The organism is Sporosarcina saromensis (assembly GCF_033253735.1).
In the GTDB taxonomy this organism is placed as follows: Bacteria; Bacillota; Bacilli; order Bacillales_A; family Planococcaceae; genus Sporosarcina; species Sporosarcina saromensis.
Genome location: NZ_JAUBDI010000027.1, coordinates 1 through 21917 on the forward strand (window position 1 = coordinate 1; position 21917 = coordinate 21917).

Annotated in this window: 21 protein-coding genes and 1 riboswitch; of the genes, 16 read left to right on the plus strand and 5 right to left on the minus strand. The window is 41.3% G+C overall.

Annotated elements, in window-relative coordinates; translation table 11 throughout:
• The first annotated feature begins 108 nt into the window (after window positions 1-108).
• Window positions 109-1050, plus strand: coding sequence for an IS4 family transposase (locus QT711_RS17905; RefSeq protein WP_317946507.1), 942 nt, complete (start codon window positions 109-111; stop codon window positions 1048-1050).
• A gap of 257 nt (window positions 1051-1307) precedes the next feature.
• A complete protein-coding gene (locus QT711_RS17910; protein ID WP_317946509.1) occupies window positions 1308-1487 on the plus strand; it encodes a hypothetical protein in 180 nt (59 codons plus the stop codon).
• Between the two features lie 67 nt (window positions 1488-1554).
• Here the strand turns inward: QT711_RS17910 and QT711_RS17915 are convergent, their stop codons facing one another.
• Entirely contained in the window at window positions 1555-2262 is a 708-nt protein-coding gene (locus QT711_RS17915; RefSeq protein WP_317946511.1) for a dCTP deaminase, read from the minus strand.
• Between the two features lie 739 nt (window positions 2263-3001).
• Complete coding sequence (locus QT711_RS17920) at window positions 3002-3202, minus strand: hypothetical protein (protein WP_317946513.1); 201 nt, start codon at window positions 3200-3202, stop codon at window positions 3002-3004.
• A 407-nt stretch (window positions 3203-3609) separates the two neighbouring features.
• On the opposite strand from QT711_RS17920, the gene QT711_RS17925 reads away from it, so the two are divergent.
• The gene (locus tag QT711_RS17925; protein WP_317946514.1) at window positions 3610-3870 is read left to right on the plus strand and encodes a hypothetical protein; all 261 of its coding nucleotides are present in this window, start codon (window positions 3610-3612) and stop codon (window positions 3868-3870) included.
• A gap of 108 nt (window positions 3871-3978) precedes the next feature.
• Here QT711_RS17925 and QT711_RS17930 read toward each other — a convergent pair whose 3' ends face one another.
• A complete protein-coding gene (locus tag QT711_RS17930; RefSeq protein ID WP_317946515.1) occupies window positions 3979-5892 on the minus strand; it encodes a 3'-5' exonuclease in 1914 nt (637 codons plus the stop codon).
• 121 nt (window positions 5893-6013) lie between these two features.
• Window positions 6014-8428 (minus strand): DEAD/DEAH box helicase family protein, encoded by a 2415-nt coding sequence (locus QT711_RS17935; protein WP_317946516.1) that lies wholly within the window; start codon window positions 8426-8428, stop codon window positions 6014-6016.
• A gap of 563 nt (window positions 8429-8991) precedes the next feature.
• On the opposite strand from QT711_RS17935, the gene QT711_RS19620 reads away from it, so the two are divergent.
• The 9 genes from QT711_RS19620 to QT711_RS17975 all read left to right on the plus strand — a co-directional run bounded on the left by QT711_RS19620 (window position 8992) and on the right by QT711_RS17975 (window position 16739).
• The gene (locus QT711_RS19620; RefSeq protein ID WP_398296348.1) at window positions 8992-9075 is read left to right on the plus strand and encodes a putative holin-like toxin; all 84 of its coding nucleotides are present in this window, start codon (window positions 8992-8994) and stop codon (window positions 9073-9075) included.
• A gap of 721 nt (window positions 9076-9796) precedes the next feature.
• On the plus strand, window positions 9797-10498 hold the full coding sequence (locus tag QT711_RS17940; protein ID WP_317946517.1) for a response regulator transcription factor: 702 nt from the start codon (window positions 9797-9799) through the stop codon (window positions 10496-10498).
• Window positions 10495-11952: a HAMP domain-containing sensor histidine kinase gene (locus tag QT711_RS17945; protein WP_317946518.1), complete on the plus strand. Its 1458-nt coding sequence runs from the start codon at window positions 10495-10497 to the stop codon at window positions 11950-11952. Before QT711_RS17940 ends, QT711_RS17945 begins: the two co-directional genes overlap by 4 nt.
• Window positions 11949-13043 carry a LolA family protein gene (locus QT711_RS17950; protein WP_317946519.1) on the plus strand — a complete coding sequence of 365 codons (1095 nt, stop codon included), beginning with the start codon at window positions 11949-11951 and terminating at the stop codon, window positions 13041-13043. Before QT711_RS17945 ends, QT711_RS17950 begins: the two co-directional genes overlap by 4 nt.
• A 466-nt stretch (window positions 13044-13509) precedes the next feature.
• A complete protein-coding gene (locus QT711_RS17955; protein WP_317946521.1) occupies window positions 13510-14505 on the plus strand; it encodes a helix-turn-helix transcriptional regulator in 996 nt (331 codons plus the stop codon).
• A 76-nt stretch (window positions 14506-14581) separates the two neighbouring features.
• Entirely contained in the window at window positions 14582-15214 is a 633-nt protein-coding gene (locus QT711_RS17960; protein ID WP_317946523.1) for a hypothetical protein, read from the plus strand.
• Between the two features lie 19 nt (window positions 15215-15233).
• Entirely contained in the window at window positions 15234-15857 is a 624-nt protein-coding gene (locus QT711_RS17965; protein ID WP_317946525.1) for a hypothetical protein, read from the plus strand.
• A 256-nt stretch (window positions 15858-16113) separates the two neighbouring features.
• A complete protein-coding gene (locus QT711_RS17970; RefSeq protein WP_317946527.1) occupies window positions 16114-16362 on the plus strand; it encodes a hypothetical protein in 249 nt (82 codons plus the stop codon).
• Window positions 16359-16739, plus strand: coding sequence for a retropepsin-like aspartic protease (locus QT711_RS17975; protein WP_317946529.1), 381 nt, complete (start codon window positions 16359-16361; stop codon window positions 16737-16739). The genes QT711_RS17970 and QT711_RS17975 overlap by 4 nt, the downstream gene beginning before the upstream one ends.
• Before the next feature lie 672 nt (window positions 16740-17411).
• Here the strand turns inward: QT711_RS17975 and QT711_RS17980 are convergent.
• Window positions 17412-17966, minus strand: a complete 555-nt coding sequence (locus QT711_RS17980) for a TVP38/TMEM64 family protein (RefSeq protein WP_317946531.1) — start codon at window positions 17964-17966, stop codon at window positions 17412-17414.
• A 222-nt stretch (window positions 17967-18188) separates the two neighbouring features.
• Here QT711_RS17980 and QT711_RS17985 point away from each other — a divergent pair, with 222 nt between their 5' ends.
• The 4 genes from QT711_RS17985 to QT711_RS18000 all read left to right on the plus strand — a co-directional run bounded on the left by QT711_RS17985 (window position 18189) and on the right by QT711_RS18000 (window position 21857).
• A complete protein-coding gene (locus QT711_RS17985; protein WP_317946533.1) occupies window positions 18189-18317 on the plus strand; it encodes a hypothetical protein in 129 nt (42 codons plus the stop codon).
• A gap of 188 nt (window positions 18318-18505) precedes the next feature.
• Window positions 18506-19129 (plus strand): NUDIX hydrolase, encoded by a 624-nt coding sequence (locus tag QT711_RS17990; RefSeq protein WP_317946560.1) that lies wholly within the window; start codon window positions 18506-18508, stop codon window positions 19127-19129.
• 424 nt (window positions 19130-19553) lie between these two features.
• Window positions 19554-20111 (plus strand): hypothetical protein, encoded by a 558-nt coding sequence (locus QT711_RS17995; RefSeq protein WP_317946535.1) that lies wholly within the window; start codon window positions 19554-19556, stop codon window positions 20109-20111.
• A gap of 198 nt (window positions 20112-20309) precedes the next feature.
• Window positions 20310-20410, plus strand: a riboswitch (purine riboswitch).
• Window positions 20411-20561: 151 nt separating this feature from the next.
• Window positions 20562-21857 carry an NCS2 family permease gene (locus tag QT711_RS18000; RefSeq protein ID WP_317946537.1) on the plus strand — a complete coding sequence of 432 codons (1296 nt, stop codon included), beginning with the start codon at window positions 20562-20564 and terminating at the stop codon, window positions 21855-21857.
• Window positions 21858-21917: the final 60 nt, after the last annotated feature.

Below are 21917 nucleotides of genomic sequence, written 5' to 3' on the forward strand. Positions count from 1 at the left end.
TTTACCTCCTGTGAACTTAATGCCCAACAGGAGTGTAAGTATTTTTTCAGATGTTGGCAAGTGGCCTTTTTTTTATACATAAATTAGCTGCCGTTTTCTACATTTCTAGTGTGCCATAAACAAAAAGGAGTAGCTAAAGGAATAAATTCTAATGTTGGAGTACTAAAAATCATAGATGCCACGTATGGAAAATTACCAAAAAATGCGTTAAACTGGACTGCAGTTTCTAAGGACTCTTGCGGCATTAAATTGCATATACGGGTCGCTTTAGCCTCTGCAAATAGCGTTTATCCAGAGAAAATGATTCCTTCTACTGGGAATATAGCGGACTCCGACGCTGTCAATCATATTATTGATGCTGATGGCGCATTATATGTCATGGATCGTGGCTACGCCCACAAGACAAAGATGGGCGGCTGGATGGAAAGAGGCGTTCAATTTCTCGTGCGTACGCGCAAGAATTTTAGAATGGAAACGATAAAATCAGAAACGCCAACGCATGATAAGGTCCTTCGCAATGAGTTGGTTTCGATACTAACGCGCGAAGAACCACTGCGCTATATTGAGTTTGTAGATGACAAAGGAACTCATTTTCATCTAGTAACCAATCGATTGGATCTGACTGAAGAAGAGATCATGGAAACGTATAAAAACCGTTGGTATATTGAGCTTTTCTTTAAGTGGTTAAAGCAGCACGTCAAGATTGATCATTTGTTTAGCACTTCTCCAGTTGGCATATGGAACCAGATGTACATTGCGCTCATAACAGTGGCATTGGCAGAAATCCTGCGACTCATTCATATGCCTAATCGAACACTTTGGACACTCTTTAGAAACGTCAGGTTGTATGTGTTTAAAACGATTAGAAAACTGTTAAACTACGTCAACCGAAAGCTCAGAAAGAGTAAAGGAAGGCAAAAAGTGTCCAAGGAAGAAGAGAAACCAATAAATTATGGTGAAGACTCTGCCATTGTCGACCCGATAAATAAAGAACATTTCATCAAAAAAGAGAAGAAGTTAAAAGCAACAAAGAAAAACAAAGCTAAATAAATTAAATTACAAAAAAAGGGAACTGATTTAACTGTAGACCCCCGTTCCCTTTTTTAAATTTTTCCGGAGTACCATAATGTGAAAATATAGATTTTAATGTATTTAGTGTAAACTATGCAACGCTAGTGACAGGTGCCTGTGCCAGGTTGAATTCAGTTAATTCACTACGATTGTATATAGATAAAACTGAGCTGTTGTAGTTGATGTGTTTGTATTTTCCGACTGCATATCCATACAAATTGACTGAATTAACATGAATGTTTTTGACACAGCACCGTCCACTAGTATGTGTGGATGCTGGGGCGAAGAAAGTATTGATACCTGCGTCTTCCGTAAGGGATTTGCAAACAGTGCCACCAGATTTGTTGGTGAAGGTACAACCGGTGTTTTATGCGGATCCGATTGATGCGGTGTTTAAGGCTTTGGGGGTTGGGTGAGGAAGGAAAGGATTGGCGTGAGCCAATCCTTTTTGATTACAGATAGTTTCATTTATTGATCATTCCTTTAGTTCATCCCTAAATAAAAAATAACTATACCGCCAATTACAGTAGTTATAAGACCTCCAATAATACTGCTAACTAACGGCTTAGAAAGGAAGTCAGATGCAGACCTTTTGAACTTAGTTTTTTCCTGATAGAGCTCTTGGTATCTATCAGACTTTTGCATTCTACCTGATATTCCCTGTTCCGTTCTGTGCCATTGTTCTTGCAAAAAGAGATCCTCTTCATGACTTAAATTGAATCCCCTTGCAATATCTGGACGACTTGGTGAGTTTTCAATAATATTCAAGTCGGATGGGGTCTTTAAATAATATAGCATAAGTGAAACAAATGACTCCCCTACCCTAATCTCAATTGTTTTTTCTGAAGGATTATTAACAGCAACCAAAGATATACCGGCCCAACCTGGGTCTAGTGTAGTTGAAATGTGAGCCAATCCTTTTGAAACTAAAGAGACCCTAGGATGGTAAGTGCCACCTAATCGTCTAGAAACCCAAATGGCTTCCTGTGTATATATACATACAGTATCATTTGGTGGAATTTCTATAACATTACCGATAACCGCAGATTGTTTATCTGACACACGCCATGCCTTGTTACTAGCTGATAAATTGATCGAACTACCTTTTATATTATCCAAATTTAATGGATGAATACTAATCCTTTTTGCTTGAATTAGTTCTCTTTTAATATCATTATTGCTTAATAGCAAGTTAATTCCCCCTACATCCCAGTAGCCACTGAATTTTATAAAAAGGAGTCTGTTGAAAAATAATTAAGAGTAGTTCCATTTTATCATAATATATACTTTTAAAGTAGCTAAGTACTTTCGGTTTTCAGAAAAAAGTAAAAATATATGTTTGGTAATCTAAGTGGACCTTTTTATCTGGTCAAATCACATATAGAATTTCAAAAGAGTGACTGTGCCAAATTGATTTTAGTTAATTATCTACAAATGCACTAACATGAATGGATAGTATCAGCTGTTGGTTTTGGATTCATTTATTGAATAACTATTCAAATTGGTTGAATTGAAGTGAATTTTTCTAGGCACCGTCAAAATTATGTATTGACATCCAATGATAAAATTAAAACCATACGTACGGTTAGATGGAAACGAATAAAGTAGGTGACTTGAGGGTGGTCGGCCGGTATGACAGTATTTGAAGTACTAATGCTGGCAATTTCATTTGCAGCATTAATCGTAGCAGTATCGTCGTCTAACCATAAAAAAATAACCCATCCTTGAGTGGCTGCTCATAATGAATGGATTATTTCAATGCCAGAGCGGATCCTCTTACCTTGTAAGGAACCTGCTATTACAGACTGCCTAATGTTAGCAGCATTAGGTGGTCCTTTTTAGTTTATTCATTTTCAAGAATTGCATACTTATATCTTTGATTATAGAGTGATTTTTTTATTATTACAAACAAATAGTAATTCTTTTGTATTTAATAATAGTAATCCTCAACTTTTTTAAGCGACTCTAAAAAATGTAATACAATATCATTGAAGGAGTACTCTAAATTGTCAATTGAATACACGATTAAATCCGCATCATCTTTATAGCCTTTATTGTAAACAGGTTTCACATTACTGTTTTGGATAAATGCCTTGGCAAGCCCAATTGCCAGCTTTTTATTCTCATCCAAATTAAACACCTCCTTGAATAAGAATATTTTATAAGAGGATTTATTATGACGAGCCTTGATTCTAGTGCACTGATTTATTTTGAAAAGTAATTCCTCCTTAAGTTGCTTAAAACAGGTGCCACGTTGAACTCAGTTAAATCACTACAATAATATTTTCATGAGTGTATAGGTTATCAGTTGGTGGACTTGTATTTATTCACTGTATAACTACTCAAATTAGTTGAATTGATGTGGATGTTTCTGGCACGGGCAGTGTCAAAATTAACATTACCCAATAATGACTACATGCGAAATTACTTCCATGCTGTTGCAACTTATCATCGTGCCAAGGAGCAGGGGAGTGTGCCGATCGATTTGATACGGTTTATTCGTGGGATGCGCGTATTCTAATAGAAAGAGGTAAGTATATGAGTCGACGATTGCTGACGGACAAAGAGCGCTTAGAAGAACTTTACGCAAAAGAACTAGAATTAAAGCGAACCCAACCGATTGGTTCGAGCCCACTTTTAGCGCATCTGTCCTATCAGATTTTGCTATTAGAGAAGAAATTAAAGATTAGTAATCCTGATAGACAATTCGTTTGCATCGAAAATAAAAAAGGTGCCTGTGCCAGGTTGAATTCAGTTAATTCACTACAATTGTATATAGATAAAACTGAGCTGTCGTAGTTTATGTATTTGTATTTTTTGACTGAGTATCTATACAAATTGTCCGAATTAACATGAATGTTTCTGTCACAGGCACCGTCATAATTTTCGTTTTGGATCTAGCTCGACTCACCCGCTAATTGTTTCTTTCTTCTCCTTCATCCGCTCTTCTAACAGGTTGGTAAAGTACCTTGTATACTCCGATTCGTCCGAATAAGAAAGACATAAAAAGTCCTTCGCTCGTGTCATTGCAATATAAAGAAGGGATGCTTCTCTTTCTTTGTCCTCCTCAAGTGGAAAAGGGATGTTGTCGACATTGATGACAAAAACAGCTTGAAAGTCAAGCCCCTTGCTACTATCGATGGTACTGATGATGACTCTTTCGTCATCCTTCTTGTAACTGCGTTTGGAATCTGTGTCTTTCGTAAGCCAGAAATGGGGCACACCAGCTTTCTCTAATGCGTCTATTAAAGTGGCGACATAGTCCATTTTATAAGTTTTTCGGACGCGATAAAGGATTAACATTTCAGAATAAGGTACTTTGTATTCCGCTTTCAGCTTCTGGATTTGCTTCGTGACCATGTTCACTTCATGGTAAAATGAATCAGCTTTGTAGATAGCAGGTTGAAGCCCTTTGCGTCTTGTGCTTTGTGGCGAGATAATTTCATCTTCAAAGTCCTTGCTAACAACTTTGTCTCGCAGAGCGGAATGTTCCTTATAAAATTCCCAGGCGAACTCCACAATCTGAGCGGTATTTCGGTAATTGATGCTCAGAATCTTGGATCGACCTCTGAAATCGAGACCTGTGTCTTGTATATAGGAGCGTGCACGTTTATAAATGGACTGCGCTCGATCCTCTACTAGCAATAGTGATTTTGTTACGGGGTTCAACAAATTGCTGACTAATTTGAACCAATCCGCTTCAAAGTCTTGTCCTTCATCGATAAGGATTGCATCGTACATAGGCAAAATAGCTTCGCCTTCCTCCAACTTACGCAAGATGGAAGGAAGTTGAGCTCCAGAAATACGCAAATCATTCCGTAACCAGCTATGGAAATTGCGGACTACGATGGAGTGATTATTTGGTGATGTTATATCTTTGGCCGTAAAATCAAAATCGAATAATGAATCGGGTTCATTCATCATGTGATGGATCATTTGCTCGATTGTTCGGGAGAGCGAGATATTGTAACACAAGATCAATATATTCCAATCAGGATGCTTTTTAGCAAGCAACTTCGCGCGGCTTGCAAGAATGAGCGTCTTCCCGCTACCTGCCACCCCGCGTATAATTCTATTTTTATCTCCAATTTGCTTGGCCAAATTTTCCTGATGCAAGTCCATTGCCTTAATATCGTGTAGAGAGAGAAGCAGCTGATCTTGGTAGGGGGATGGCTGCTTGAACTCGGCGCTTATTCGAACTTCTGGAAACAGATGATAACGGATAGCGTTTATATCTTCGTGTGACAGAGGTTCCCTCAACCGGTATGGAACGACAAACATATTCATGATTTTTTCAATGAGTACTTCTTCTGAAAATGAAACGTGGTCGGGGTCAATTTCATCACGTGTTAAACATAGGTCTGGATTTACAACACGATAAAGGTCGTGTTGTATGAAATCCTTTTGATGCAGTCTTGTATAGACGCTCCCAAATCCGTAAGGAAACTTTAATTGGAACTTATACTTGCCTTCTAGCTGAATTAGATTCCGATCTTTCTTTAAAACATCGACTAGATGAAACACATTATCGCGCGCTTGTCGCAATGGACTCTTGACAGTTGTTTGTTCCCCGGATGTATTAACGATGGTCCACTCATCTGGATTTAGTTGGTACAGAGTATTTTTAGTATAATCCTTCACTTCTAACACAACGAGACCTAAATCAGGACCAATGATGACAAAGTCTGGCCGTTTTCCTCGAATCTCTGGTTCATAATAGACAATATAATCATCTGGTAAATAGGTTTTTAGCGTTCGGAACAAAAGTCGCTCTCCTGCAGTCGCAGTTGTGCGGATTGTTTCGGGAATCGAAAAGGCCAATCGACACCCTTCCTTCCTATATTTGTAATTGATATAATTGTACTACATAATTAGAGTATTGTGTGAATCGATTTGTCGGTTGTTGTCAAAAAATTCAATGTGTACAAAGTGACCAATATCTCTAACCCAACGATCCCTTCCGCTCAAAATACACATGCAAGCGATAGTCACAGATCTCTTTTATCCACTTAAACAAGATCTCTTCATGAGCTGTTTCCACAATGAGCTGAGGAACAAAGATCCCGTTTTCAAAGCTGATCAACCCTTTAGACGAACCGCTCCACTTTGTCATAGGCATTTTCGCAATAAGGTTAGCGACTTTCACTTCATCATAGTCACGCAATGATAGTCCTTGCTTGTCTGCTAGGTCGGTGTCCATGCGGTACGGTTTTTCTGTTAAATACGCATGAAAGAATGGGGCAGCTTCTTCAGCAGTAATCGGTTTGTACCAGTCAGCTGATCCTCTTGATAGCATGTACTTCAGTAAAACCATCTTATAACTTTTAGTCATAACCGTACGATTCACTTCGATCAACCAGTTTCTGTGCTGTTGTAGGACTTCTGCCTCCAATTCCGTTAACTCTCCTGCACGTTCCAGCATAATCGGATACGTTTTAAATTTCTGCTGGATTGCCGTGGCGTTCTCATTTGCTTTCAAGTGAAATTCCAAATAGGTTGGCCGACGTCCGAGCTCTTCTTTTAATGCAAAGAAGGCATGAAGGAGCCGCTGTTGAATCGGTTCATTTTGTTTAATTGCTTCGAGTAAATCAATGACAGCCTTTTCGAAATGAAATTCGAAAAACTGAGACTTTGTCAAAGCTTCACTTGTAATTTTTACTGGATGTTCGGCACTTTCATTAAACACCTCAAATTTCTTTCGTACATTACGGTAATTGCCAATTAAGTCGATAATAACGCAATGGGATTTGCCTTCAGCAATCCGTAAGCCACGTCCGATTTGTTGTGTGAAAACTGTGAGGGATTCTGTTGGACGTGCGAATAGTAATGTATCGACTGATGGAATATCGATCCCTTCATTAAACAAATCAACAGTAAAGAGAATATCAAGCTGGCCTTGTTCCAGCATGGCTTTTGCTGTTTTCCTCGTTTGTGGATTGGCTTGACCGTGTAAGGCAAGTGACCGATAGCCGGCATTTTGAAAATGTTCGCTAAGGAAGACTGCTTGACGAATCGACGAACAAAAGCCGAGTGTCCGTGTTTGTTTCAAATTTTGCCAGGCATCAAGTACAGCATTTGCATAGCTTTCACGCATTTGCAGGCGTAACAATTCTTCACCGTCATACTTGTTATTCCGCCATCGTAATTGACCGTAATCCGTTTCATCCAACACGCCATGATAAATGAAAGGGGAAAGCCAGTTTCTTCGGATGGCGTCCAAAAAGTGAATGGAAATGGCTTCATTCCCATCACAAAGACTGTAGACATCTTTATTGTCTAATCGTTCAGGTGTTGCTGTGAGACCAAGTAGAAACGTCGGTTTAAAATACTCGAGTACGCGCTCATACGTCGGGGAGGCTGCGTGGTGAAATTCATCGACAATCACTAAGTCAAAGTCTGTTGGCTTAAACCGATGAAGGTGATGACGCATGGCTAATGTCTGAATGGAAGCAAAAACAAAATCAGCATCGTCTTGTTTGTGTTGTCCATTATAAATACCACCCGTTCGCTTATGAAATACATGGGCAAACGACTGTTGCGCTTGCGTTAACAGTTCTTCTCGATGGGCAATGAAAAGAACGCGGCCAAAGTTCTCGGCGAAAAATGCCGATAAATACGTCTTCCCTAAACCTGTTGCCAACACAACCAATGCCTTTTCGTATCCGGCAGCCATCGTTTCGTGCAACGCAGTTAACGCTAATTGCTGTGCTGGTCGTGGCGTGAGAGCAGATTGGTAGGGGGTATTCTGATCGTGGACGATTGTTTGCTGTTCTGACTGCCCGAATGTCATTTCAATCTCTGTCTTCGGGTCGAAAGAGGCACTAAGCGGAAGTCTCCTGTTTGTTTCTTCGTGTCGGATTCGGTAGCTTGCGATTTGTGCCTCGTTTAGTAGTACCGTATTCGCCGCAAGAAACAGTTTCATAAATTCATGCGTCGCTTGATGGAAGATCGCTTCATCAACAGTAGAGGGGGCGTATAGATTCCATTCAACCCCTTGTGTCAACGCCGATTTAGACAAGTTTGACGATCCAACAATGACCGTTGCTTGTTCAGGTGACTTAAAGAGATAGGCTTTGGGGTGAAAAGACGTCCCTCCACTTTCGACTAGTCGCAATTCGGCTGAGGGAACCTCTTCAAGCAATAATTCCAACGCGTCAGGTTGTGTTATTGATAAGTAGTCCCCTGTCAGGATTTTGATGTCCGCTCCTCGTGCAGCAGCTTGCTTGAGCATTGGCAACACTTCACGTACCCCAGATTTCATTAGAAAGGCCGTCATCCAATAAATGGTATCAGCGTCTTCTGTCAGCAGTTTTAAATCAGCAAGTAGATTTTGTGTAACTAACCGCAACTCAGTCATCTTTTATCTCCATAGGTACCGTCTGGAATACTATTAAGCACGAGTTTATTGTATAGAGGCATCGGAGTGTCTCCTTTAGCGTTTTTCTATAGTTTACCATAATAGGAGATGCAGCTAGTATCCCTCAAGCAATTGCTAAGACTTTTTTTCAACTTGCTGGTAAGACGGTAAATGCAGTAAAGATCAAAGAATCCCTACCAATATATTGAGGAGGGAAATACTGTTTCCGGTTCTGTTTTAATGTAGATATAATATGAATTGAGAATAGGTCGCTTTAACAATGACATTAGAATTTTTGCAATACCCCTTGCTTGAAGTTGCCGATTTACCGGAAGGACTCTTTCCAGTCTTTATTGCGAATGATCCATTTAGGGATACTAATAGAAGAAGTAGTGCATACCTAGTTGTGATGGATATAGGAACGCATGTGTGGTATGATGGGAGAGTAATAGAATAGGTGACTCAAGGGTGGTCGGCCATTTCCCGATGAAGGGCAATCTAAGTGCGCGACGTCCTGTCGCAACGATTGCATGACCAACGTCCTGTTGGCCCGAGGTGGTCGTATGACAGTATATCAAGCACTATTGCTCGTATTCACATTCGGAGCATTGATTGTAGCTATATTGTCGTTCCACAACAAAAAATAATCCATCCTTGAGTGGCTGCTCATAAGGGATGGATTATTTTATCTCACTTGCTGATCCCCTTCGAAGGGAACCTGTTGCTATTACGTTTTACAGACTGCCTAATGTCATTGGCATTAGGTGGTCTTTTTTAGTTTGTTCTTTTGAAACAATTATATTACATATAGTTATTTAATACAAACCAAATGACAACGTCGTTGGTCTTTAAAGAGGGGGCCTGTAGTGTTGTAAAACAGGTGCCTGTGTCAGATTGAAAAACTACAATTGCTTATAGATAAAACTGAGCTGTTGTGGTTGATGAGTTTGTATTTTTTGATTGCATATCCATTCAAATTGTCTGAATTAATATGGATGTTTCTGGTACAGGCACAATTAAAAATGACCCACCTCGGTCCGCATTGTAAAGAGGCGTGGTGGGTTCTGTTACGCCAATTGTATCAAGAAGTGGGTATTCTATAAAGAGGTAAATGCCGAAGTTCTATATTTCACTATTAATTAGTATGGGGTATCTATGCCAGGTTAAATTGACGTGAATGTTTCGGGCACAGGCACCGTCAAAATTATACAATCATCCAATCCAAAATCCACCGATCCGCGGGCCGTTTACAGGTTCTGCGGATCGTTTTTCTTTGTGAAGACAAATGGTAGGATGAATTATAAAGCTTTTATAAAGTTACAAGATTTGAGGAGTGTCGGTGATAGATTAGAGTCAGGAGGAATGATGATGGGTGAACAGCTATTGCTCGTAGAAGATGATGTGGAAATTGCTCGCGTCATTCAAGACACGCTGCGGCAGGAAGGATATGGCGTGGCATGGGCGACGACGGGGCTGGAAGGATGGGAAGATTTCCAACAAGGAGAGTACGATCTCGTGCTCGTCGATTGGATGCTGCCCGAAATGGATGGTATTACACTCTGTCAGAATATCCGTTGGAAAAGCGATGTGCCGATTATTATGATTAGTGCGCGGAAAGAGGATGCGGACAAAGTGGAAGGGCTCGGCATTGGTGCAGATGACTATTTGGCAAAGCCGTTCAGTCTGGCAGAGTTGAAAGCGCGAGTCTCTTCGCAGTTGAGGAGATGGCGGCGGTATAACGGTCTAGAGGAGGAGACGCAGCATGCCAATTATGCGAATGAATTAACGATTGATTGGCAATCGCAACGCGTGTTTAGTAAAAAAGAGGAAATCGCTCTCACGCGAAAAGAGTTCGAACTGCTGAAACTTCTTGCTCAAAATCCGGAACGCATCTTTTCGAAAGGCGAATTGTATCAGCATGTGTGGCAACAACCGGAACTCGGCGATGCACCCACAGTGGCCGTGCATATTAAGGAACTCCGTGAAAAACTGAAAGACCCTGTCAAAACACCGCGGTTCATCCAAACAGTATGGGGCAAAGGGTATCGGTTCATCGGTGAGCGATTATGAAGATCAAAACGTGGTTGTTGCTCTCCTATTTCCTTGTCATGCTGTTGCCGCTTGGTGCCGCATACGGACTGTTCGCGTGGATTAATGCCTATCATCAGGATCGCAATATCGCTGAATATATGGAAAGGTGGACAGAGCTAAACGCTATGCAAGCAGTGTTGAACGATCCCTCTCTGTACGAGCCGAATGCTGATTTGACAAAGGTCAAACAACTTGAAAGCAATCACTTGTCCGTGACGTTATACACGAACATCGGATTAGTCGTATATACGTCTAACCCTATGAAGCATACCCCGCTATCTTTCGTTACGAAAGAGCAATTGTTTGAAGGGTTTTATGAATTACAGCAGAAATTCGGTGCTTTCACTTATAAGGAACCTGTTTTTGCCGGCACTACGCTCGTTGGCGTGTACGAAGTCCAGTTGCTGCGGGATGATTGGGTGGCAGGAGTCGGACAGCGGACCTGGTTCGTTGTAGGAATCTTTTCAGTCTTCTTCATTGCCCTGTTCACGGGTGTAACGACTCTCGTCAACCGGAAGCTAAACAAGCCACTTCATCAGCTTATGGGACAGATGGATTCATTCGCAAAAGGGGAGCCGGTCACCCAAATCAAGACGCGCCATGACGAAATCGGGGAACTGACGAAAAGCTTCGATAGGATGCGGTCGGAATTGACGGAAGCCAACCGTAAACTGGCGGAGGAGCAGCAACAAAAGGAAATGATGATTGCGAGTATCTCCCATGACTTGAAAACACCCCTCACCTCCATCCGCGCTTATGCAGAAGCATTACAGACGGGGAAACTTTCAAGTGATGAGCAAGCAGAATATCGCAGCGTCATCATTTCAAAGTCTGTGTATATGCGGCAGATGTTGGATGACCTTCTGATGTACACATTACTGCAGTCGAGTAATTATGAGACAGATTACGTAAAAGTGGACGGTGAAGAGTTTTTCGATATGCTCGTGTCCGGTTTTGACATGCTGTGTGAAAAGAACCGAATCAATCTACGTGTAGTGAACGATGTAACCGGTGAGTATGCGGTCAATGCTAAACAACTGATGCGTGTCATCGATAATGTAATGTCCAATGCGATTGCACATACGAATCCAGGCGGGGAAATCGGGCTTGCTGCTGTAGATGTCGGGAAGACACCGGATTGGAGCTTTCCTTTCGTCGCAGAAGCACTCAAGCGGGAAGATGGCATGTATTTAATTGTCCAAAATGAAGGGCGCGGTCTTACCGACGCTGAAATCGCAAAAGTGTTTGAACCGTTATTTCAAGCGGATCCAGCGCGAACGAAAGCGGGCGACCGGGGGACGGGCCTCGGATTAAGTATAACGAAACAAATTATGGAGAAGCACGGAGGCGACGTCCGAATGGTTTCGGTTCCAGACATCGGAACAGCGATCATATGCTGGTTGCCAAGAATGAAAGGAGAAGGACAGGAATGAAAATTTGGATAAAACCAATGATAGCCATTAGTTTTTTGCTATTTTTTGCAATCGGATTAGCGGCTTGCAACACAGAGCACAATAAGTTTTCACCACAAGAAGTAGTGAATGCAGCGCTGAAAGGTGCAGATGAACAAATAGATTTCTATGGAGAATTTACGATGAAGACAAATGACGATGAAGGCGATTATTACGGGAAGCAATGGGTAGCGAAAGATGGAAAACGCCGCATTGAAATGGCGTCTGCTGATGGTGCGGAAGAAACAATCGCGGTCAATGACGGTACAAACATGACGATGTATGACAAAGCGAGCAATACCGCAACAATTATGGCGATGACGCAGGAGGATATGCAACTGATCAGCCAGCAGACACCTCAACAACAAGCAAAAAAATTGCTCGAACTCGTCAAAGACTCACATGATCTATTGACGGTAGGCAGTGAGAAAATTGCCGGTAGGGATACGTTCCATATAAGCGCAAAAGCTAAAAAAGGGAATACGTTGATTGGCGATCAGGAAATTTGGGTTGATAAGGAAACATGGATGGTCCTTAAATCCATCTCAAAGAGCACTGATCTTGTCATGACACAGGAATTCACGAAGGTTGAGTATGATCTGGAATTTGAAGAAGGCATCTTTACACTTGAGATTCCTGAAGGTGCAGCAGTAGAGACGTTTGACGAAGAAAGCATGGCTCCAAAAGAAGCAACGTTGGAAGAGGTGAAAGCAGAACTCGGAACATTCCATATGGTCGCTGAAACAGACGAAATGAAACTGTCTAGCCTAACAGTTATGGAAGGAATGGAAGGACGTCCAGAATTCTCATTCGACTACACCGATGAAGAAGGAATTCCACTATTTTCAATTTCTGTCTTTAAGGATCTGTCGAATACCGTAGATTTCGGCGCAATAGCTAAAGAAGAGCAAATAACAATCCGCGGGCAAAAAGGATCGAAAATGGAAAGCGGCAACTTCCGTTTGTTGAATTGGGTTGAAGACGGTGTGGTCTATAGTGTCATTTTAGAAAACCCGACAATCGAGTTTGATGAAATGATTGAACATCTTGAAGAAATGAAATTGGTGGAATGAAGTGAGGCAAAAATCAAAGGGACTCTTTAACCGTAAAGGTTGAGTCCCTTTGATTATAAATCGGTTGACTGTGTCAGGTTGAATTAACGTGAATGTTTCTGGCACCGTCAAATTAGAAATGACTTAGAGCTCGTAAGGGAAATAGTACGCTGTTTTTATCCTTGAAAAAACGCCTTGAACGCTGATGTAACAACGTTTAGGCGTTTTTAAGTGTCTAAGATAAGATGATAGGAAATTTAGTAGGTTGATTGGGTAAAAGGAATCTGTCTAGTTTGCTAGCAAGACGGTAAATACAGTAAAGATCAAAGAATTCCTACCAATATATTAATGAAGGAAAATACAGTTTCCAGTTCTGCTTTTACATCGATATAATAGAAATTAAGTAAAGATCGCTTTAACAATGAAATTGATAATTAGGAACTTCGCAATTCCCAGTGCCAAGTCCTTAAACTATCCCGAAAGGATGATGACAGTGCCTTCTACCCCCATCACAGCGAGAGAACGTCTCCTGGAAGTAATCCGTATATTAGAAGCCTATTCAGATGAGGACGATAGGTTGTCTATCCACGACATACATAGCCGTTTCCCTGAAGACTCACAAGTGGGTATCGGGGCGGTGCGGGAGGATGTCGCTGCCCTTGAGGAATCGATTGTCTTTCCGGTTTCAGCGGTGCAAGAGAAACTAGGAATGCCGAAGCATTATTATTATGACGGCAGGCCGTTTGAAATTCATGAACTTCGCTTACTCATGGATGCAATCAGTGCAGCGAAATTCATTTCACGGAATGAAACGAACCGCTTGCTCATGAAAATCCGGAAGCTGACAAGCCGTAGACTAGCTAAGCAATTGACGAATGAATTGCATGTGGCGGAACCTTCCGCACAAGACGCGACGAATATCGTTGCAACCGTCCAGCTGCTGCATGAAGCAACCCATGAAAAACACATCGTCGCCTTTCAATACGGACGTTATGGCACAGACCTTCAGTTCCAATTAAGCAATGAAGGACAAGACTACATCATCCATCCACTCGGTCTCGTATGGAACAATGATCGTTATTACTTGGTCGCCTATTACCCTTCGGTAGATGATATTCGCCAATACCGGGTCGATCGGATGCGGAACGTCCGTGTGCAAGACGAGCAATTTGTACCCAACCCGTATTTTGACTTACAAGCATATACGAAGAAGATGTTTCATATGTTTGGCGGCGAGCTGATTTCATTGGAAGCAAGATTTTCCGATAAGCTTATCAATGTAGTGATTGACCGATTCGGCCTGGATGCCAATATACAAGATCATGAGGATGGGACATTTCGTTTAAAAGCGCAAGTAGCGATGAGTGAAGGGCTCGTCCGCTGGCTGTTCCGGTGGGGCGGTGACGTTAAAGTCATGCATCCACAAGAACTTGTCAGCAGAATGAAAGAGGAAGCTGAAAAAATGTATAAGCATTATCTCTAACCTTTGTGGATATTCGCAAAGGTTCTTCATCACATGCCCTTACAATGAAGGAGTGAGAAAAAAGGAGGGCATTGTAATGAAGAAATTGTTGATGGTTTGTAGTGTTTTCGTTGTGATGATACTTGCGGCTTGTGGGGATATTGACGAGAAAAATAGTCGGGAAGTGAAGTCGAGTACGGACGTTGCTTCAGACACTGACGAAGCAACAGAAACGGAAAAAGAGGAAGTGAAAGAAAAAGAGAAACCGCTCGGTACACGGTCCAATCCGTTGCCATTCGGTGACACGATTACTGTGAAAGAAAATATATACGATGATAGCTTCAACGCCTATGAATCATTCGTCGACATTACACTCCTCGAAACGATCCGCGGCGAGGAAGCGTGGAAAATGATCCAAGAAGAAAACATGTACAATGAACCGGCGGATGAAGGGTTCGAATATGTGTTAGTAAAAGTAAAAGGATTTCTAAAAGAATCAGAAACCGAAGACGACAGCCTTTATTTCAGCAGCATGAATTTCAACTTCGTATCGAATGAAGGGGAAGTGTATGACTGGAAATCTGCTGTCATTCCGAACCAACTAGACAAAGAGCTTTACAACGGCGGCTCAGCGGAAGGTTTTATCGTAAATCAAGTGAAAGTCGGAGATGACTTTAAGGTTTCTTATGATTCGAGCGAAGGCTCACCTGTGTTCTTTTTTGTGAAATAAGTAATTGGAGTTGAAACTGATGAAGAAAAAACAATTGGCGATTCTGTTGTTATCGATATTCACCTTGGTGGCTTGTTCATCTAAAGATGATGCTAATGAAAAAGGGGATAGCGGCAAACAAGAAGAAAATAAGACTGAAGAAACGAGCGGATCTGTGGCCGTCGATAAAGGGCTATTGAACGTGGAAGTGACAATTCCTGCTTCCTTCCTAGAGGGGGAAGACATCGACGTAGTCGTAGCTGAAGCAAAAGAAGACGGCATTAAAGAAGTCACGAAAAACGACGACGGATCCGTCACGTACAAAATGACAAAAGCGAAGCACAAAGAAATGATGCAAGAAATGAAAACGAATGTAACGGAGTATGTCGATGAGCTCGTCAACAACGAAGACTTCGCCTCCATCATGGACATCAAACACAACAAAGACTTCTCTAAATTCACACTAGAAGTCGACAAAGAAGCATTCGAAAACAGCTTTGATGGATTTGCAGCCATGGGACTCGGAATGACCGGGATGTTATATCAGTTGTTTAACGGCGTCGATTCAGAGAAATTGAATGTAACAATCGATACGGTGGACCATAGTTCTGGAGAAGTATTTGGTACGGTGAGTTATCCAGAAGCGTTTGAGGATATGGAGTAATAAGATCGGGTGCCTGTGTCAAGTTAAATTTGGTTTATTCACTACAAAGGCATATGTAATGAGTATTGTATGTTTCCGTTTAAATTGGTTGAATTGAAGTGAATGTTTCTGGGACTGTCAAAATTATTCGAACGAAGGATTTCCTGTGTCTTTTTGGATAATTGATGGAGCAGCATTTTTGTTTGTTAATCAATATAGACATAGAGTGGATTATGCTATGATATAGGTAAGAACTGAACAGGGAGGGGTTTTACAAATGAAATGGGAAGAAGTGCGTAAATTATACCCGAATCAGTATGTAAAATTGAATATCCTTGACTTTCATGTAGAAGCCGACAAAAAAATCGTGACGGACGTAGCCTTAATAAATGTCATTGAAAATCCGAAAACTGCTACGAAAGAATTGCTACGAGCAAAAGATAGTACGATTGTTTATCATACAGGTACTGAAGAAATTATGATTGAAATGAGAAAACCGACCGGCTTAAGAGGAATTAGACTATGAAGTTGGAGGTTGTAAACCGTTTACTTGAAGTAGAGATGCTTATTTCTTACAAAGGAAGAACCAAAGTGCTGGACAAGCTTGTTGTCGATACAGGTGCAGCCCATACGTTGATTTCTTCTGATGTCGTTGAAGAACTAGGCATATACTTTGAGAATGGTGACCCTTTGGTTAGCTCATATGGTATAGGTGGCGAGGAATATTCATTCAGGAAACCAGTGGACTTCCTCAAGCTCGGACCTCATAAAATATGCAGGCTGAAATTAGATTTTGGTAATTTGCACGAGTGGGGCATAAATGGCCTCATAGGTCTCGATATATTAATAAATGGTCAATTTATAATTGATTTAGAAAAAATGGTATTGGTCCAAAGAAATTAACATATAAAAGCGGGTACCTGTGCCAGTTTGCATTGAGTTAATTCGCTACAATTGCATATATAGAGTATGTTCCAATTGATGGATTTGCCGTTGAAAATTGGGTACTGTGTAATGTTAAATTCAGTTAATTAACTACAATTGCATATATATATATATATATATATATATATATATATAAATGAGCTGTTGTAGTTGATGTGTTTGTATTTTTGATTGCATATTCATACAAGTTGTCTAAATTAACATGAATGTTTCTGGCACAGGCACCGTCATACTAGCCGAAGAAGAAGGGTGATGGCGTATTCAAGCTAACATCTGAACAGATGGACTTGATCGACGATAAGATAAGAAGGTTGTATACTAAAAAATAACGGTTTATTTATAGCATCTATTCTACTTTCTCTTGATTTTTTCATTGAAAAATTGTTATTATGAAAATTAAATGTAATACATATACTAATATTGCCCTTGCAGATAAAAATCTGTAGTGCGGCCTAAAAGATTTTTAACTGACCATCTCGAGTGGTCCAAAAAGGAAAAGCCATCCTCTTAGTGGGGGTGGCTTTTTACGTTCTTGGAACTCCTACTTGTTACAATTTTGTAGTTGATAGAGGATATCGTAATACAACATGTGATGGGGCAACGTGAAAAGCGAGTAGCTGGTTCTTTTATTCAATTACTCCACTTCCGCTTTAATTTACCCCCTATTAAAAACAGAATGAGTACATAAAGGGCAACAATCAATACAGTACCCCAATTGCCTGCAGCGATTTGATGGCCGGCGAGTGAATAGGCGAGTATGACGGGAAGCTTGCCTAACAATGTTGCGGTGATAAAGGCACCAACCCCTACATTTGATATCCCCGCGATTAGATTAATGCCTGCTGAAGGGACAATTGGAATAATCCGACCAAGCAGTACAGCTAAAAAGCCGTTTTTTTCAATGAGCGCAAGGTATTTCGATAAGTGCTTCTTCTTGGTTACATAGTTTCGTGCGGCGTGACGCAGTACGCTTTTACTAAAGAGAAATAACAGGAAGGATCCGAGCGTTGTCCCGAGCATGTTAATGGCAAAACCCGGAAAGAACGCATGATTACTTGCAATGAATGCAGCGAGTACAGGAATTGGCGCAAAGGGAATCATTGAAACGATTGCCATTATGAAGAATTGATAGATCCATGCATAAGGCCTTTCATTTTCTAGAATGTCTAAAAGTAATTGATCCATAATCGGTCCTTTACGTTGTTTTAGCTCTAGTATAGCTCATATTGGTGGAGGGTGGCTCGTACCATGCATTCGTGAAGTTTCCATATTTTGTGTGGGAGATATAGAAAGGACTTGTTCCTTTCTCTTTCGGTACCTACCTGAAATGGTTATGGGACATACTCTTAGGTAAGTGGACAGTAGGTCATACAGAAAAAAAAGCACAAATCATGTATTTATATTGTGATGGCAAACGACATTTCATATGAAAAACAAGATGAAATGATTGTACAAGGCGGTGGTGAATTCAGAGAGACGCCCCGCTGTGCAGGGAAGTGGATTACCCTTCAAAGGAAGCATACGTATCTTTTCTGATCAAGTAGTGAATGCATTTGAATGTAAAGTATCCGCGCAAGATTGTACGATCACCACGAACGAGTTCCCGACGTATCCAACGGTTAAAATGCTGTTAATTAAAGATTGATGAACGTGAAACGTATACCATGCCCCATTAATTGAGAATTGAACGGGTGCCTGGTACTGTTGTTATATGGGGTGGTTTTGTGGAACTTGAAAAGTGGAAACAGCAGCTGCTGAATAATAAGGATTTATTCATTGGAGAGAGCACAGCGAGGCGCTCGGCTGTGCTCATTCCGCTCGTCGAAGTGGATGGGGAATGGTGTATACTGTTTGAAGTCCGGTCGTCAAAGATGAGGTTTCAACCAGGAGATATTTGTTTTCCGGGCGGAAGAGTGGACCCTGATGACCCATCGCTTTTGTTTACGGCTTTACGCGAGACGCATGAAGAGCTTGGCGTAGCGCCACATACTGTGGAAGTGCTCGGTCCGCTGTCACCATACGTTTCTTCGATGTCTTTTGTTGTCTATCCGTTTGTAGGGGTTGTGGATTTCAATGAAATCATTACCTCTTACAATGAAGCAGAAGTTGAAGAAGTATTCACCGTGCCAATTAGCTGGTTGCTTACGCATGAGCCATTTATGCATGAAGTGGCAGTGGATATTACCCCTGATCGGCAGACGTTTCCGTTTGAGAAGATTCCAAATGGAGATCAGTATCAATGGCGGAAACGCACGATAGAGGAATGGTTCTATGAATATGGAACGTATACGATATGGGGCATGACGGCACGGATATTGAAGCATTTTATTGCTGTCATACGTCCGTAGAAAAGCGAATAGGAAGTTTAAGTACCAGGCATCCATACAATTTAGATTTGTGCGGGTACCTGGTACTTTTATGTTATATACCTATAAGTTCGCGTGGTCATTTTTCACGGCAATCATTACACGTCTTCCGCGAATCATCAGTCACTGCATCAATGCCCCGAACGATGTCCCAGTTTTTTTGAAATCCGCGCGCCTGTTTCGAGTAATCGCTCCCGCATGGAGGCGAGGCGTTCTTCGGTCATGTGGAAGCTTGCGAAGCCGATGCTGACCGCACCGACGACTTCCCCGAATCCTTGGTGGGTTTACATTTAGTTCATGTATAACATTCACATCGGTTGAATTGACGTGAATGTTTCTTGCACAGGCATCGATTTCTTTTGCAGGTTCTTATGAAATTACGTAAGATTAGAAGAGAGGTGAGTTCATGAGACCTACATACATCCCAGTCCATTTCGACAAAAACATCTACCGGACATTGTATGATGATACGAAAGAGCGGCGATTCTTCGAGAGTTCCGGCGGTCGGAAGAGTTCGATGCTCGGTCTGGTGTCGGGAACCGCGGGAGTAATCCTGCATTCATATCTGAGCAGCTGGACTCTTTCCATCACGGACAGTCGGCTAACCATGCTACTTGCTGCCGCTTTCCTGACAGTAATCCTAACCATTGGTTTAATCTGGCTTTTCCGCTATATCTCTGAGAAGGGTAGGCATACGTGGGAATACGTGCCAACACCATCACCAGAGGAACTGCAGGGGTTGGTCCGCAGTGGCCGCCGCTGGCTGATGTCGCATATGCTGCTACTGATAGGTTTTTTTGTGATGAATGTCTTTTTTACGCTGTTCCTGTATATTTTTTTTAGTAACGGTATTCTATTTGTTGTCATGATTATATTGTGGGCAATCCTATTCCTAATGCTGTGGCTGTTGCAGCCATTCGCACGGCTCAGTCTTCTCCGCTGGTTGGACACGCAGCAGCTTTAAGCGGGTGCCTGTGCCAGGTTGAATTCAGTTTTATTCAATACAATAGAATGTGTATGAGTATGAACGTTCAGTTGGCTGGTTTTCCACTACTATTTGTATAAACAATTAAATTGGTTGAATTGACGAATGCTTGCACAGGTTTCGTCAATAGTGTATTGACGTTTGCGCCTGATTTTGTTATAATTCTTCTATTATTTTTTTGAAATTGAATAGAAACCTTGTATAAATTCAAGAATACGGCTTGAAAGTTTCTACCAGCTACCATAAATGGCTCGTCTACAAGGAATGTGAAATCCATGCAATTTACTATTCCAATTTGTAGAAAAAACTTTGTCCTCACTAAAGGCCAAAGTTTTTTTATGTATGTGGCTTAATTGGACGATTTGGCTGTGTAATAAAGATTTCACCACTGCCGTTCATTCTTTAATTAAACAAATAGGAGATTACAACATGAGAAACTTCTTTAGATTTGCTGAACGGAATACTTCCTATAAGCAGGAAACGCTCGCAGGCGTGACAACCTTCCTGTCTGTCGCGTATATTTTAGTCGTAAATCCGCTGATCTTGAGCCAAGCTGGGATGGATAGCGGGGCGGTATTTACTGCAACTGCTCTTACTGCGATTATCGGTACACTTCTTATCGGTTTGCTTGCGAACTTCCCAATCGGAATTGCGCCAAGTATGGGACTGAATTCATTTTTCACTTTTTCGGTCTGTATTGGAATGGGGATACAATGGGAAGTGGCATTGACGGGTGTTTTTATTGCAGGCGTTATTTTTATGCTGTTAAGTGTCATGAAGATCCGGGAGAAAATTATTACGATTATCCCATTGAATTTAAAATATGCAATCGCTGCTGGAATCGGATTCTTTATTACATTTATTGGGATGAAAAATGGAGGGCTTATTATTGCCAATCCGGATACATTTGTTTCAATTGGAGACTTAACATCCCCTAGAACCTTGCTGGCCATTTTTGGCTTGGTCCTTACGATTGTCATGTTAGTGCGTGGAATCAGAGGTGGGATTTTTTATGGAATGATCATTACTACGATAATTGGAATGATTGTCGGATTAATAGACGCTCCCTCAAAAATCATAGGAAGCATACCAAGCTTAGAACCGACATTTGGAGTCGTGTTTTCCCATTTGGATCAGGTGTTCACCCCTGAATTACTGGCAGTCATTTTCACGTTTTTACTTGTTGCCTTTTTTGATACGGCTGGAGCTTTAATTGCCATGGCCAGTCAAGCGGGAATGATGAAAGGGAATACAGTGCCGAACGTTGGAAGAGCGTTGCTTGCTGATTCTACCGCGAGTGCAGTCGGAGCGATATTGGGAACATCCACGCCTGCGACGAGTGTTGAATCTTCTGCCGGCATTGCAGTCGGTGGCAGAACTGGCTTTACGTCTGTTGTGATTGCTGCTTGCTTTATGATTGCTTTGTTCTTTTCACCGGTTTTATCTGTGATTACGTTAGAAGTTACTGCGCCAGCGTTAATTATTGTCGGCGCATTAATGGCAATGGAAATCAGAAAGATAGATTGGAGCAGACTGGAAATTGTAATTCCATCCTTCTTAACGATCATCATGATGCCCCTCACTTCGAGTGTGGCAATGGGTCTTGCATTTGGTTTTATTCTGTATCCACTTTGTTTTGTGGCGCAAAAGCGGTCTAAAGAAATTCATCCAATTATGTATGTGCTTGGTTTGTTATTTATCCTATACTTTGCGTTTATAGTGTAGCTAGAAGTGTTCGATAGTTTTTTTAGATTAACCCCAGTTAGAAGTATCTTTTAGTTGAAG